At 68.3% G+C, this 14832-nt stretch carries 11 protein-coding genes; 5 read left to right on the forward strand and 6 right to left on the reverse strand.

Features of this window, described 5'->3' with window-relative positions; all coding sequences use genetic code 11:
• Positions 1-131 precede the first annotated feature (131 nt).
• The 3 genes from NLI01S_RS05220 to NLI01S_RS05230 form a co-directional block, all read right to left on the reverse strand.
• Entirely contained in the window at positions 132-5186 is a 5055-nt protein-coding gene (locus tag NLI01S_RS05220) for a DNA repair ATPase (RefSeq protein ID WP_067600038.1), read from the reverse strand.
• An 11-nt stretch (positions 5187-5197) separates the two neighbouring features.
• A complete protein-coding gene (locus NLI01S_RS05225) occupies positions 5198-7243 on the reverse strand; it encodes an SPFH domain-containing protein (protein ID WP_067600041.1) in 2046 nt (681 codons plus the stop codon).
• Positions 7244-7422: 179 nt separating this feature from the next.
• Entirely contained in the window at positions 7423-8064 is a 642-nt protein-coding gene (locus NLI01S_RS05230) for an OB-fold-containig protein (RefSeq protein WP_067600043.1), read from the reverse strand.
• Between the two features lie 310 nt (positions 8065-8374).
• On the opposite strand from NLI01S_RS05230, the gene NLI01S_RS05235 reads away from it, so the two are divergent.
• From NLI01S_RS05235 to NLI01S_RS05255, 5 genes are all read left to right on the forward strand, one after another.
• Positions 8375-8803: a YciI family protein gene (locus tag NLI01S_RS05235; protein WP_067600047.1), complete on the forward strand. Its 429-nt coding sequence runs from the start codon at positions 8375-8377 to the stop codon at positions 8801-8803.
• Between the two features lie 48 nt (positions 8804-8851).
• A complete protein-coding gene (locus tag NLI01S_RS05240) occupies positions 8852-10123 on the forward strand; it encodes an RNA polymerase sigma factor (protein ID WP_067600051.1) in 1272 nt (423 codons plus the stop codon).
• Between the two features lie 33 nt (positions 10124-10156).
• Positions 10157-11140 carry an NAD-dependent epimerase/dehydratase family protein gene (locus NLI01S_RS05245; RefSeq protein WP_067600053.1) on the forward strand — a complete coding sequence of 328 codons (984 nt, stop codon included), beginning with the start codon at positions 10157-10159 and terminating at the stop codon, positions 11138-11140.
• A gap of 210 nt (positions 11141-11350) precedes the next feature.
• Positions 11351-11917 carry an RNA polymerase sigma factor gene (locus NLI01S_RS05250; protein ID WP_067600132.1) on the forward strand — a complete coding sequence of 189 codons (567 nt, stop codon included), beginning with the start codon at positions 11351-11353 and terminating at the stop codon, positions 11915-11917.
• Entirely contained in the window at positions 11914-12999 is a 1086-nt protein-coding gene (locus NLI01S_RS05255; protein WP_067600056.1) for a CU044_5270 family protein, read from the forward strand. The genes NLI01S_RS05250 and NLI01S_RS05255 overlap by 4 nt, the downstream gene beginning before the upstream one ends.
• 46 nt (positions 13000-13045) lie before the next feature.
• Here NLI01S_RS05255 and NLI01S_RS05260 read toward each other — a convergent pair whose 3' ends face one another.
• The 3 genes from NLI01S_RS05260 to NLI01S_RS05270 all read right to left on the reverse strand — a co-directional run bounded on the left by NLI01S_RS05260 (position 13046) and on the right by NLI01S_RS05270 (position 14772).
• Complete coding sequence (locus tag NLI01S_RS05260) at positions 13046-13582, reverse strand: class IV adenylate cyclase (RefSeq protein ID WP_067600059.1); 537 nt, start codon at positions 13580-13582, stop codon at positions 13046-13048.
• A gap of 142 nt (positions 13583-13724) precedes the next feature.
• The gene (locus tag NLI01S_RS05265) at positions 13725-13910 is read right to left on the reverse strand and encodes a DUF397 domain-containing protein (protein WP_067600062.1); all 186 of its coding nucleotides are present in this window, start codon (positions 13908-13910) and stop codon (positions 13725-13727) included.
• A 13-nt stretch (positions 13911-13923) separates the two neighbouring features.
• A complete protein-coding gene (locus NLI01S_RS05270) occupies positions 13924-14772 on the reverse strand; it encodes a helix-turn-helix domain-containing protein (protein ID WP_067600065.1) in 849 nt (282 codons plus the stop codon).
• Positions 14773-14832: the final 60 nt, after the last annotated feature.

Consider the following 14832-nt stretch of genomic DNA (forward strand, 5'->3'; position numbering starts at 1 on the left):
AATCCCACCACCATCCCGAACTCCCCTGCCTGTGGATAACCCAACAGCCGGCAGACGAACCGCTGGGGCGCCTTCCAGGGATGCCGGAGGGCCGGCGCCGGGACCCGTCCCGACGCCGGCCCTCCGTGGGGTCAGCGGTCGTTGTTGTCGAGCGCCGCGCCGATCTCTCCGACCCGATCGGCGAGCAGGCCCATCGCACCGATGGCCCTGGTCATCGGGTCGTCGTCGGCTCCGCCCAGGGCCCGACCCCGACGGAAGCCGTCCTTGACCTCGGCCCAGCGTCGTTCCTGCTCCTGAGTCATCACGCCGCGCAGCTCGGCGAGCTTCAGCAGGTTGGCCTCGGCGCCCGACGTCAGGGTCTGTGCCTCGCCCAGGTAGTGGTCGTCGATGACGGCCTCCACCTCGGCGTCGTTCATGACCGGCACGATTTTTTCGGAGAGCCGGTTCATGTTGCGGTACGAACCCTGGAGCTGGAAGGGCGGTTCGGTGCGGGAGTCCTCGGACTGCGCGGCCGAGGCGATGTAGGCCTGGTTGTTGGCCAGCACCACTTCCTGCACCCGCAGCAGCTTCTGGAGCACCGACACGATCCGATCCACCTCGGCCGCCGAGTACGGGTGCTTCAGGTGGTCGGTGCCGACCGATTCGTCCCCCTGAGCCATGCGCACGAACGTGTACACGTCCTCCCTGTCCCGGGTGGACAGCGGCGCCAGGGTCGGGTTGGAGGTGATCGCGTTCTCGATGTAGCTGAGCGCGAACAGCTCCTCCTTCCCGGACAGTACGTCGCCCAGGTTGTACACGTCGGCACGGTTGGCCAACATGTCCGGGATCCGGAACCGCTTGCCCTGCTCGGTGTAGGGGTTACCGGCCATGCAGACCGCGAACCGTTTCCCACGCAGGTCGTAGGTACGGGTGCGGCCCTCCCACACGCCCTCCATCCGGCGCTGCCCGTCGCACAGCGAGATGAACTTCTGGAGCAGTTCGGGGTTGGTGTGCTGGATGTCGTCCAGGTAGAGCATGGTGTTGGCGCCCATCTCCAGCGCGAAGGAGATCTTCTCGATCTCCTGGCGGGAGGTGGCGTCCGGGGCCTCGGCCGGGTCCAACGAGGTGACGGAGTGCCCCAGCGAAGGCCCGTTCACCTTGACGAACACCAGCCCCAACCGGCTGGCCACGTACTCCATGAGCGTGGTCTTGCCGTATCCGGGCGGGGAGATGAGCAGCAACAGGCCGCTCTGGTCGGTGCGCTTGTCGTCACCGGCCGCCCCCAACTGTTTGGCGAGGTTGTCCCCGATCAGCGGCAGGTACGACTCGTCCAACAGACGGTTGCGCACGAACCCGCTCATCACCTTCGGCTTGTACTCCTCCAGCCGCAAACGCTCGCGTTCGGTGCCCACCAGGTCGTTGCGGCGCCGTTGGAAGTCCCGGTAGGCGGGCACGTCCACGGCCCGGAACCGGCGGGTGCGCGGCAGGATCTCGTCCAACCGCACGGAGAGTGAACGCCCCTCGATCCTCGGGTGGGAGCCCAACAGCCCCGGCACCTTCTCCTCGACCGCGGCGGAGGATTCGTACCGGTTCACGGTGGTGAGTTGCAGCGCCACGGCCTCGGGCAGGTCACCCGGGGCGACCGGCTCCTCCAGGGTGGTCGCGTAGGCCTCCAACCAGGCCGTGACGAGCTGGTGTCGTGCGGCCACGTCGTCGCCGAGCCCTCGCAGGTCCTCCTCGAAGGACTTACGGGTGGTCTCGCGGGTACTGCCCAGAGCCCGGTGGAAGCGGTCCAACAGGGTGCGCGCACCCGCACCGGAGACGAATCCGCGCCGGTTGGGGCCGTCCAAGGCCATTTCTTCGAACAGGTAGTCGCCCACCGTTTCGAGGTCGGTGCCGGGGTACAGCCCGGTCTCAGTGAGGAAGGTGTCCACGGCCTCGGCGAGTTCGGTGCGCAGGGCGTCGATCGCCGTCGACCGCCGCGCCCCGAACACGCTCCGGGCACGGGCCAGGGAGACCGCGCGAGTACGCCAGGAACGCCGCAGTCCCTCGTCCGCCCCGTTGGCCCAGAACAGCTGGGCGACCGCGCGCACCTGCCCCGGGTAGCGCAGCAGCTCGGCCCCGGCGCGCAGCCGCAACAGCACCGACAGGATCTTCGCGGCGTCGTGGTCGTGCACGCCCCGCTCGTATCCCTCGTCGTAACGCGACTCCGCGACCCCGCGCACCAGCGACAGCAGCGAGCCGCCGTTCTCGGCGTGCAGTTCCGCGTCGTGCAGGGCGTCCAGGGACAGTCCTTCGGCGCCTTCCTCGGCCGCGGCCAGGATCGACGTGGCCAGGTACTCGGCCCGGTACACCTCGGGGCTCTCGGAGACCAAGAGCCGGTCCCACAGGTGCCTGGTCTCCTGGAACGCCTCGTCGGTGACGGGCGAGCGGAAGTCGGTGCCGGTGATGGCCACCGACATGTGCCCGTCGTGCGGTGTGAGGGTGAGATCGATGGGCTGGGTGTTCACCGCGAAACGGTGCCTGCCCAACCGGATCGTCTCGCCCCCGGGCCCGCCCTCGAACAGGTCGCTGCGGTCCTGTAGGGCGCGCCCGGCCTCCTGCCGGGCGGCCAGGATCTGGCCCTCCAGCTCCTCGGCGCGGACGGTGTCACCGAGTTCGCGCATCTCCGCGACGGTGCGGCGCAGTCGCGTCACCATCGCGTCGGACGCGAAGTAGGTGTTGACGTCCTCCAGCGTGGTCAGGGCGGAGACCCGCCGGTGCACCCCCTCCAGGACGCGGGCGGCCGAGGACGCCAGGCGGTCGGCCCGCCTGGCCCTGGCGTCCACCAGCGACTGCTTGCGGGTGGAGAACGCCTCGTAGACGTCCTCGCGTTTGTCGGCCAGCTCTTGGAGGAAGTCGTCGAACTCCGCGAAGCGCGACTCCAGGTTCTCCAGCTGGAGCATGATCCGGCCGAGCTGTTCGTCGCAGCGCTCCGGGGTGTCCGCGGCGGCGATCGCCCCGGTGATGGCCTGGCCCAGCAGCGCGAACTCGGCGGCGAACTCGGCCCGGCCCTCCAGGGCGAGGAGTTCCTTGCGCCGGGACTCCAGTGTGGCCCGGGCGCGGTTGACCCCGCCCATGACCTCGCTGATCCGCTCCAGGATGCGGGTGCGCACCTGGGCGTCACCGATGTCGAGCGAACCGATGACCTCGGTGACCACCTGGAGGCCCTCGGTCTGCTCGGCGATGCGTTCGCCGACGGCGGTGGCGGCGCTGACCGCCTCCAGCGCCTCGGCGTCCTCGACCAGCCGCTCCACCTCGGAGTGGTAGCCGTCGAAGGCGTCCTCCTGCTCCAGGAAGGACACCGTGCGCCGGCCGGTGGAGGCGATCTCCTCGTCGAGGCCCTGCTCGATCACGTCGATCCGCTCGCCGTCCACGTAACGCATCTCGCGCAGCGTGGCGGCCTGACCCTGGGCGCGGCGCAGTTCGGTCAGACGGGTCACCCAGCCCTCCGCCGACCTCGGGGTCTCGCCCCTGGATCGACGGATGAGCGCGGTGACCTTCGCTTCGGTCTCCGCGAGGGTCTCGGCGGCCTGCCGGGTCAGGGACTGGACGGTCTCGAACTCGTCCAGCACCCGCTCGGCGGTGCCGCGTACCTCGGTCAGCGGAGCGGCGAGGTCGCCCAGTTCCTCGTCACCGAGCCAGTGGAACCGGTCCAGCACCCTGCGGCAGGAGGCGATGATCGCCTCGAACACCTCGGTGGAGGGCCGCATGTCCTCGGCGATCCGTGACACCGACAGACTCTCGGAGATGCCCTGCACCAGTTCGGCGTTGCCGATCCGCTCCAGGGGCCCGGTGCCCACCGGCTGGGCCGCGGCGTACACGTCGGACACGAACGGGGTCCGCCACACCTGCATCGGGTGCACCCGGGTGGGTTCGCCCGAGCCGTCGCGGAACACCGTCATGGTCCCGTCGTCGAACAGCGAGTGACCGTGACAGACGATCGGGTTGGCGACCTCCTTGCGGATGGTGTTGTAGGGCAGCAGCAGGCTGCGTCCATCCGTTGGGGAGTGGAAGACGTACAGCACGTCCTCACCGTTGGGAGAACGCACCATCCGGTCGAACTCCAGGTCGGTGACGTCGGTGTCGAAGGTCCGCGCCACCCCGGTGGCCAGGTAGTGACCACCCGGGAAGATGAGCCCCTGGTCGTCGGGCAGCCGCTGGCAGGAACGGCCGATGCCGTCGAGGCGCTCGACCTCCTTGGTCCGCTTGTTGAAGACCAGGTACCGCCACGTGGTCTCGTTGTAGGGCAGGACCTTCAGCAGGATCAGCGCGCCGGCCTCGGCGTGGAACACCGAGGCGTCGGCCAGGCTCTGTAGCGGCTCGTCGACGGGCTCGCTGTAGATCCCCTCGCCGACCTCGGTGTTGTTCTCGATCTTGATGGTCAGGTCGCCGCCGACCGTCTCCACGAACAGCTCGTCGCGGATCGAGATGTGCGGGTGCCGCCCCAGCACGTGGTTCTCGCGGGTGGCCTCCACCCACTCGAAGTCGTGCGCGGGCGGGAACACGTGGTCGCGTTCGCCCCGGTCGTCGAGGTAGGCGATCTCACCGGCGGGTGAGACCGACCACCTCAGGACGCGGACGTCCTCGGTTCTCGGCCCGGTCTGGAAGACGGCCAGCAGCCGATCCTCGACCCTGCGCAGCCGGAGCAGGCGGGCGTCGCGGTAGTAGCGGTACAGCTGCTCGAAGTCCTGCCGGAAACGCTCGTCGGCGAGCAACCCGGGGATGGCGTCCTCGGGCGCGTCGGTGAACTCGAAGGAGTCGTCACCGTGCTCGTACCGGTGCAGGGAGAACACGTCGGAGACGTGTGTGGTGCTCTGCATCCCGATGTAGACGTTGTAGCCGAACAGGATCATGTTCCCGCCGGCGTCGTCTCCGACGGAACGCCCCACGCTGATGATGTCGCGCGGCACGCAGTTGTGTTCGGTGCGGATGCGTTCGGTGCCGAGCAGGGCCAGCTCGGTGCCGCCGAACACCTCCAGTCGACGGTTGTTGAGCTCCTCGGTCCGTCGGGCCAGTTCGCCGGTCTGTTCGCGGAGCCGGGCGCGGAGCACCTCGTAGGTGCCCGCGTCCAGCGACCGCGCGTCCTCGGCTTCGGGCCCGGGGCCTTCGGTCTCCTGGAGCCGTGCTTCCTGGGGCTGTGTTCCCCGGGGCTGGGCCTCGGTCACGGAGGACTACCTCACTGCTTCACGGGGGCGAGTGCGTTGACGGGCAGCTGGTCCAGCCCCATGGAACGGGCGGTGCCGAGCAGCCGGTCCAGCTTGCCGGTGTCCGGGCCGCCCGCGCCGATCAGCTTGAGCAGCAGCGCGGAGACCGTGAGGTTCTTGACGTCCTCGGTGTCCACCTCGGCCAGGACCTTCTTGATGTCCTGGGCGAAGTTGCCCTCGCCGTTCAGCCAGCCGTTGCCCAGCGCCTGCACGGTCTCGGAGCCGTTGACGAACCCGTCCACGGCCTTGCCCATGCCGATCGAGTTGACCATCCGGTCGAAGAAGGCGCCGTCGCCACCGACGATGTTGATGTCGGCGCTCTCCAGCCCGGCGGCCATGGCCGTGGCCTGGGCCTCGGCGATCTGACGGTTGACGTCGATGCCGGCGAGGCGGACCTCCTTCTCCGCCTCCAGACGCAGGCGGTACTCCTCGTGCTCGCGGCTGACCTCGTCCAGGGCGGCCATCGCCGCGGCCTTGTCGGTCAGACCCGCGGCCTCGGCACGCAGCTTCTTCTCCACGGCGTCGGCTTCGACGTCGGCCTTCTCGCGTGCCACGACGGCCTCGGCGCGGCCCAGCTTCTCGATGGCCTCGGCGTCCTGCTCCCGGACCTGCACCTCGGCCAGACCCGCGGCGGCGGCTTCGGCCTGAAGGCCCTCGGCCAGGCGGATCTTGGCGCGGGTGTCCAGCTCGGCGGCCTGCTGACGGGCCTCGGCGAGGGTGAGTTCCTCCTGCGCCTTGTGCTTGGCCGCGGCTTCGGCGGCCTCGGCGGACTTGATGTCCTTGACCAGGTTCTCCTGGGCCTCGGCCTCGGCGTGGATGATGATGGCCTGACGCTCGCGCTCGGCCTCCTCGACCGCGCGCAGCTTCTTGATCGCCTCTTCCTGCTCGGCGACGGTGCGGTCGACGGCCACGCGCTCGCGGATGACGTCGGCGACCTCGCGCTTCTCGGCCTCGACCTCCTTGTCCTTGGCGATGCTGCTCAGCTCGGTCTCACGCTCGCGACCGATGACCTCCAGCATGCGGTCCTTCTCGATGCGCTCGGTCTCGATGGCGATGACCCGCTCGCGGTTCTTCTCGGCGACCGCGATCTCACGCTGCTGGTTCTGGTGCTGGACGCCGAGCTGCTCGGAGGTGCGGATGTTGGCGGTCTCGGACTTGAGACGCTCCTCGGCCTGGACCCGGGCGGTCTCGGACTCCTCCTTGGCGCGGATGATCTCGATCTCGCGCTTGGCCTTGGCGGCCGCCTCCTCGCGACGCTTCTCCAGCTCGGCGAGGGTCTCGGCGGTCTCCGTGTCCTGGCGGTCGATCTCCTTCTTGCGGTCGTTCTCGAACTCGTTGGTGCGCTTGTGCTCCCGGGCGGTGCGCTCGGTGATCTTCGAGATGCCCTGCGCGTCCAGGATGTTGTTGGCGTCGTGCTGGTGCAGCGGGGTCTGCTCCAGCTCGTCGATGGCCACGTCCTCCAGGATGTAGCCGTTGAGGTCGGTGCCGATCAGGGAGACGATCGCGTGGCGGAACTGCTCGCGGTGGGTGAACAGCTCCTCGAAGTCGAACTGCTTGCCGACGGTCTTGAGCGCCTCGGAGAACTTGGAGTTGAAGAGCTCCTGGAGGGTGTCCTGGTCGCTGGCGCGTTCGGTGCCGATCGCCTTGGCGACCTTCTTGACGTCCTCGGCGGTCTCGTTGACCCGGACGTAGAAGAACACCGTGATGTCGGCGCGGATGTTGTCCTTGCAGGTCAGGCCTTCGCGGCCGCCGCGTTCCAGGGCCAGGCTCTTGAGGGAGATGTCCATGACCTCGGCCTTGTGCAGGACCGGGAGGACGATCGATCCGGTGAAGGTGACGTGGACGTCCCGCACCTTGGAGATGATCAGGGCCTTGCCCTGTTCCACCTTGCGGAACAGCCTGGTCACCATCAGCAGCAGGGCCAGGAGGACGACGATTCCGACGGCGATGGCCACACCGATGGTCAGGAAGGTGGCGTCGGCCGCTTCCTGTCCGGTGGCCGGAGCACTCAGCAACACGTAGGGGTCTCTTTCTGCGAGCGGCGTGGATCGGGGGACACGCGGCATCGGGCGAAGGGACGGGAGCGGGACGGCCGTGCCCGAGGAGGTCGCTTGTCAGGGGTTATGACGCGTCCGCGTGGCGAACGGTTCCGAAATGTGCAAGATCATCCCTGCTCATCGCGGGTGGCGAGAAAAGGTCAATGCCGACCGGGGTCCAGAGCGGGGTCGAAGGCGGTGACGAGGAAGTGGTCGTCGGCCGCGTCGTGGTCGAAGATGAGGGCGGTGCTTCCGACGGACAGGACCTCGCCGCCGGTCGTGCGCACCGGGATGGAGATGGCGGCTCCGCCGGCGGTGGTGATCTCGGCCTGGCCGAAGTCCTCACTGGCCTCACCGATGCGGATGAGGCAGGTGCGGCCGACCAGTTCGTGCTTGGAGTCGCCCTTGCGTTTGGGCAGGAACCGCTGGAGTCCCATCACCACACCACTGGTGACCGCCCAGGCGGCGATCAGGGCGATGAGCAGGACGACCGCCCCCAGGGCCCACAGCATCGGCGCGGAGGTGGTCTCGATGAGACTGGTCACGATGCTTCCCATCATGCTGACGAACCAGGCCACGCAGATCAGCATGGTCAGGGCCACGGTCACCGGAACCCTTCCCAGGCCCGCCTTGCTCAGGACCGCGCTGAGCCCGGCGACGTCACCGTCGGCGTCCACGCTGTCGAGCGTCTCGGTGTCGGCGGCGCCGACGACCACGAAGATCCAGTAGCCGAGGACGACGATGAGCATCGGCGTGAACAGGACGGTGGGGAATCCGAAGGCGGTACTCAGGAACAGACCCATCCCGCGCACTCCTCCGTGTTCTCGTGGTTCCGCGACCGGTGCCGGGGGAGGGCGACCAGGGTTCGTATCCGCCGGAACCGTGCCGAAACCCTATCGAACACCCCTGCTCAGCACGTTCCACGGGGTCCCCGTTGACCGATTGTGGCCGGCACCCCGCTCCGTGAGCGCAGGCTGAACGGACCGCGCTGGGGAGGAAGAAGAAACAGGAGAATCTTCGATGGACGGTGTCGATCCGGCGTCGACCCGTTCGACGAACAGGTGAGAGAGCGGGGGAGGGACCCCGCCCGACACCCGAAAGAGGGCGAACACCATGCGTTACCTGATGTCGATCATGAGCGACCCCGAGTCCGAGGCCGGCACCCAGGAGCCCGAGCCCGAGATCTACGAGGCGATGGCCGCCTACAACGAGGAGATGGCCAAGTCCGGAGTCCTGCTGGCCGGTGAGGGCCTGGCCCCCACCTCCGAGGGCGCCGAGGTCGTCTTCCGCGATGGGGAGGCCACCGTCGTCGACGGGCCCTTCACCGAGGCCAAGGAGTTCATCGCCGGGTACTGGGTGATCCAGGTGTCCTCACACGCCGAGGCCGTGGAGTGGGCCAAGCGCTGCCCGCACCCGCCCAAGGGCGACCCGACCCGGATGAAGCTCCAGCTGCGCCGGATCGGAGAGCTGGAGGACATGGACAACATGTCCGAGGAGCTCAAGGAACGAGAGCGCGTCCTGCGCGAGCAGACGGAGGGATAGACCGGACCGGCCCTTGCCGACGCGATCCGCCGGTGCTGTCATGGTGCGGTGGATCACACGGATGTGACGCGCCAGGTGGAGGCGGTCTGGCGGATCGAGTCGGCTCGCCTGATCGCGACCTTGACGCGCATGGTCGGCGATGTCGGATCGGCCGAGGAATTCGCGCAGGACGCCCTGGTCACGGCCTTGGAGAAGTGGCCGGACGAGGGCGTCCCGCGCAGTCCCGGAGCCTGGTTGACCACCGTCGCCAAACGTCGAATCCTCGACCGTTGGCGCCGGGACGAACGCTTCCGGGAACGCACGTCCGAACTCGGCCGGGAAGTCGCCGACCGCGACGGGCAAGCGGAGTTCGACGCCGTCCTGGAAGAGGACTACGGCGACGACCTGCTCAAACTCATGTTCGTGTGCTGTCACCCCGTGCTTTCCACCGAGGCTCGGATCGCGCTCACCCTCCGCCTGCTCGGTGGGCTCACCACCGACGAGATCGCCCGCGCCTTCCTCGTTCCCGAATCCACCGTCGCCCAGCGCATCGTGCGGGCCAAACGGCGACTGGCCCAGAAGCGGGTTCCGTTCGAGGTGCCCTCGGGTGCGGACCGTGACGCCCGCCTCGCCGACGTACTGGAGGTCCTCTACCTGGTGTTCAACGAGGGGTACACGGCCACCTCGGGGGAGGGGTGGCTGCGTCCCGAACTGTGCGAGGAGGCCATGCGCCTGGGACGGGTCATCGCCGGGTTGATGCCCAAGGAACCCGAGGTGCACGGGCTGATCGCGCTCATGGAGCTCCAGGCCTCCCGGTTCCGGGCCCGGGTCGGTGCCGATGGGGCGCCGGTGACCCTCGCCGAACAGGATCGTTCCCGTTGGGACCGGCTGCTCATCCAACGGGGACTGGTCGCGCTGGAAGGCTCGATCCCCGTCGATCCCGCCCGTCCACGGGGCGTCTACTCCCTCCAGGCTGGCATCGCCGCGAAACACGCCACCGCACGTACCGCCGAGGACACCGACTGGCGCGAGATCACCGTCCTGTACGAGGCGCTGGCCAGGCGCACCGGGTCGCCCGTGGTCGAACTGAATCGTGCGGTGGCCGTGTCGATGGCGCTCGGACCCGGTGTGGCCCTCGGCATCGTCGACGCCCTACGCGACTCCGGGGCCCTGGACGGCTACCACCTGCTCCCGGCGGTCCGGGCCGACCTGCTCCAACGACTCGGGCGCGGTGAGCAGGCCCGAACCGAGTACGAACGGGCCGCCGACCTCACCCGCAACGAAAGCGAACGCGCGCTTTTGCTCGAACGAGCCCGTTCTGCCGTGGGCAGTGAGATCTAGCGGTGGGCGGGCGCTCTGGTCAGACTGGTCCGCATGAGACTTCTGGTTCTGGGCGGTACCGAGTTCGTGGGACGGGCGATCGTGCAGGACGCGCTCGCCCGAGGGTGGGACGTCACCGTCTTCCACCGAGGACGGCATGAAGCTCCGGTGGGGGCGCGCGTGCTGCACGGAGACCGTACCGAGGAGGGCGGCCTCACCACGCTGGCCACGGGGGAGTGGGACGCCGTCGTCGACACCTGGTCGGATGCCCCGGGAGCCGTTGCGGCCACCGCCCGACTGCTGGCCGATCGGGTCGGCCACTACGCGTACGTCTCCAGCCGTTCCGTGCACGGCATGCCCAGCGCTCCCGGTGCGGATGAGAGCGCCCCGACCGTGAAGCCCGCCCCCGCCGACGAGGGAGAGGACTACGCGCGGGCCAAACGCGGGGGCGAGGTGGCCGCCGAGGAGGTGTTCGGTGACCGGGCGCTGTTCGTTCGGGCCGGGCTCATCCTGGGGCCCTACGAGAACATCGGCCGACTGCCCTGGTGGCTGAACCGGATCGCTCGCGGTGGCCCCGTTCTGGCTCCCGGACCGCGTGATCTGCCCTTGCAGTACGTCGATGCCCGGGACCTGGCCGCCTGGGCCCTCGACGCGGTGGAGAAGGGGTCGGGTGGTCCGTACAACCTGGTGAGCCCGAGCGGGCACGCCACGATGGTGGAACTCCTGGAGGCCTGCCGGGAGGTGACGGGTTCGGACGCGGAGTTGCGCTGGACCGATCCCCAGGTGATCGAGGAGGCCGGTATCCGCCCCTGGATGGACCTTCCGGTCTGGCTGCCGCCGGGAGAAATGCACGAGACCCTGCACCAGGGGAACGTCGACCGGGCCCTGGCCACGGGGTTGAGGTGTCGCCCGGTCACCGAGACCGTCGCCGATACCTGGGCGTGGTTGAGGTCCATCGGTGGCGAGGCGCCCCAGCGCCCGGATCGTCCGCGTCTTGGCCTGGACCCCGAGATCGAAGCTCGCGTCCTCGAAGGTTGACCACCCTGCGCCTTGTCTCCCGGGCCGCGAGCGATCCCTGGTGATCCGAGCCCGGGCGACTCGGCCGTGTACCCACTTCTCAGCGTGACGATGCTCCGGTAACGGCCTCCGGTGAGGAAGGGGGCCGGCGGCCGGGAAAAATCCGCACCGGCGACCGAACACACACCTCCCGTCCCGACATAAGCAGGTGAGAGGACGGGAGGGATGCCCATGGGACGCAGCACGGACGGAGACCCTTACTCCGACGAACGCGCCTTCAACGCCCTGTTCGAGAAGCATTACGACGATGTGTACCGGTACGCCCGGCGCAGGGTGGGCGCGGACCAGGCCGACGACGTGGCCTCGGAGGCCTTCGTCGTGGCCTGGCGACGACGAAGGCTCCTGGTTCCACAGCAGGAACTGCCCTGGTTGTACGCGTGCGCACGAAGGATCACCCTGGCCCACCTGCGCCGCGACCGGCGACAGGACCGGATCGCGCAATCTTTGACTCGAGAACCCGGACGGATCGACGTGCTCGCCGACCACGCCGACCACGCCGACCGCGTCATCGACCGAAGCGGGGCCCTGGCGGCCCTGGCGCGGTTGACCGAGATCGAACGCGAGCTCGTGATGCTCGTGACCTGGGAGGGACTCGATGCCCGCCAGGCGGCCAAGGTCGTGGGATGTAGTCACGTCACCGCCCGTGGACGACTGCATCGGGCCCGCAAGAGGCTCGCCACTCACCTGAATGAGGCGCCCGAGCCCGAACCGGCCTTCACCTGGGAGAAGACGCCATGAACGACCTGACCAGCCTGCGCGCGACCCTCAACGACAGCGATCCGGCCAAGGACACCGCTCCCACCGACCAGGGCCGTCGATGGGCCCGGGGCAACGCCATCGCCCGACTGAGGGAGAGCACCCCCGTGACAAATCCACTGTGGCGTCGTATCCCCGTGCTCGTGGCCGGTGCCGCCGCCGCTGCCCTGGCCGTGGGAGTGGGAGCGACGCTGTTGCCCACCGACCACCCGGCCGGGGTGCCAGTGGCCTACGCCTCCCCGCCCGAGACCGTGGAGGTCGTCGGTGGGGAACCGGTCGACGGCACGGAGCCGTTGCTGGAGCTGGCCGAGGTCACGGCCGGACGCGGTGACCCCCAGGGGCGGGGGGACGTGGGGTTCGTCGCCTCCACCGGCACCACCATGTATCGGGTGAACGCCGACGCCGGTGACACGGACCCGGAGGAGACCCACGGATACGGGTTCATCCCCTTCGAGTGGGACCGGTGGCAGAGCCTGGACGGTGAGCTACGTGAGGACCAGAACCCCCAGCCCCCGACCGAGACGGGGGGAGAGGCCGGCGACCACGAGTGGTTCCTGGATCAGGTCGGTGAGACCCACGAGGAGACGCTTCACCCCAGCCTGGTCCTGCCCGAGGCGCTGCCCACCGACCCCGACGCTCTGGCGGAGCTCCTCATGGGCCTGGGCCAGGACCCGGAGGAGGTCAAGAGGACTGATTCCTTCCTGTTCCACGCCCTCGCGAGCCTCTACGAGTACCGGCCCTTGTCCGGCGAGGAGCAGGCCGCCGTCCAACGGATCATCGCCGACCGTGCCGAGGCGAGCCACCTGGGCACCGCCACCGATCCGTTGGGTCGAGAGGGTGAGCTCTTCTCGTTCCTCGTCGAGGAACCCGGTGTCCAGGTGCTGGAGTACCGCTATCTCTTCAGCGCCGAGGACGGAGCGTTGCTCTACCAGGACTCCACTCTGATGGGTGAGGAGGCCCCGGAGACCCCGATCGAGGACTACGGGCTCGAATACCCCGTCCTGTCCCAGCAGGTCAGCTACGTCTGGACCGGATGGGTCGAAGAGATCGGTGCGCGTCCCTGACACCGTGCCTCTGACACCGAGGGCCGTACCCGCCCGGGTACGGCCCTCAAGCCGTGGCCGGACGCATAAGGGTGTCGTAGGTGTCGCTCGTGCGCTCCAAGCCCACACCGAGCCGCTGCGCCCAGGCGTCCAGCTCCGCTTGGGCCCGCTCACCGTCCCGGTCGTCATCGACCACCAGTTCCAGCTCCATGAAGGTGCCGGCGCCCTCGACGACGTCGAGACACACACCGATCGTCCCCGAGCGCCCGGTGCGCCGTTCCTTGACGATTCGGACCGTGGGTTCGTATCCCAGGGCCAACAACGCGCCGTGCGCCTGCTCTCGATCGGCGACGACGGTCTCGTACTCGGCGCACTCCATCGCGTTCGCGAGCGGAGTCTTGGTGGTCAACAGGTGGGTGTTGTCCTGAGTCCGCAATCGGGCGAAGGTGTACCCGATCTTTCCCTGGTCAGGGGTCCAACCGGCGGGTGCGTAGGCCTGGTCGTCCTGGAAGACCGGGTCCTCCAGGATCAGCCCGGCGGACTCCAACGCCGCCAACAGGGCTTCTGTGCCCGCCACCCTGTACTTGGTCTCGATCTCCCGCACCAGTGGCCCCTCACGTCTCGTCGCTCGGCTGTGTGGAGCGTATCGACGCTTGCCCGCGAACACGTGGAGTTCGCCGACTTCGGGACCTGGGGAAATCGGGTGAACGGGCCGAACGCGCCGACCCGCCCACCCGGTTTTCGCCCTAGCGAACGCTCGCGCGTAGGAGCGCCGTCCACTCGTTGGAGGGGAACATCAGGTGCCCGGCCTCCCTGTTCTGGGTGTCGCGTACAGCAGTCGCGGAAGGGAGATCGGCGACCTCGACGCAGTTCTCAGTACGCCCCTGGCTGTAGGACGACTTGCGGAAGATCAGGTCGATTTGGGATCGCATTGGCCGGTGCCTTCTACTCGTTAAGCATGTTCTCCAAGAACGCTTGTGAGTCTGGCACACTGAGCGCGGCCGCCTGGACGTGCCTGTAAACCATTTCGCAGTGTGCGATCTCGACAGGGTCCTCATAGAACAACTGGCTCATGACATCTTCTCGATATACCACCGGTGGGTCATCGAGGAAGTCCAGGATCGAAAAGCTTCCCGCCGTGGCCGGGTGCAACCCCGCTGTGTCCGGGAGGATCTGTACCCGCAACGTGGGGCGCTGCACGTTGATCAGGTGTTGAACCTGTTCCTCATGAATCTCCGAGGGGATCTTCCGGAGAGCGGCCTCGTCGATGATCGCCCATACCTGTGGGCCGCTGGATCCGGGGGCGAGGATCTGCTTTCGGGCCATGCGAGCCTCAACGTATCTTTCGATGTCGGCTTCGTCAGTGACGCCATGGCCGCGAGTGATCGCGTGGGCATATCCCTCCGTCTGGAGGAGCCCGGGGATGACAAGTGCCTCGTAGGTCCGGATCGTGGCAGCTTCAAGCTCCAACCCGACGTAAGCACCCTTGCCCAGCACATCGGCGTAGCCGACCCACCAACCGGTATTGCGGGCTTCCTTGGTCAGGGTGGCGTAGGCCTCGCGGTCTGCCGGGTCAGTGACCGCGTAGATGTCGAGCAATGCTTCGACATCGACGATGGAGGGCCTGAGCCACTCGTTGTTCTCGATCCGGGTGAGCTTGCCCCTTGACCACTTGCCCTTTCCGCGCCTGCGGGCCTCGGTCGTGACATGGGCAGCGGTCAGACCTGCGGCTTCTCTCAGCTCGCGCAGGCGTCGAGAGAGCCGTCGTCGGCGCAAGGTCGAGCTTTTAGCCATGGTGCCGTTGCTCCTCGTAGTGGACCGCTGACGCGCTGATCCTATGTTGATTCCTCGCCT

The sequence above is a fragment of the Nocardiopsis listeri NBRC 13360 genome (genome assembly GCF_001570765.1).
GTDB classification, from domain to species: domain Bacteria; phylum Actinomycetota; class Actinomycetes; order Streptosporangiales; family Streptosporangiaceae; genus Nocardiopsis; species Nocardiopsis listeri.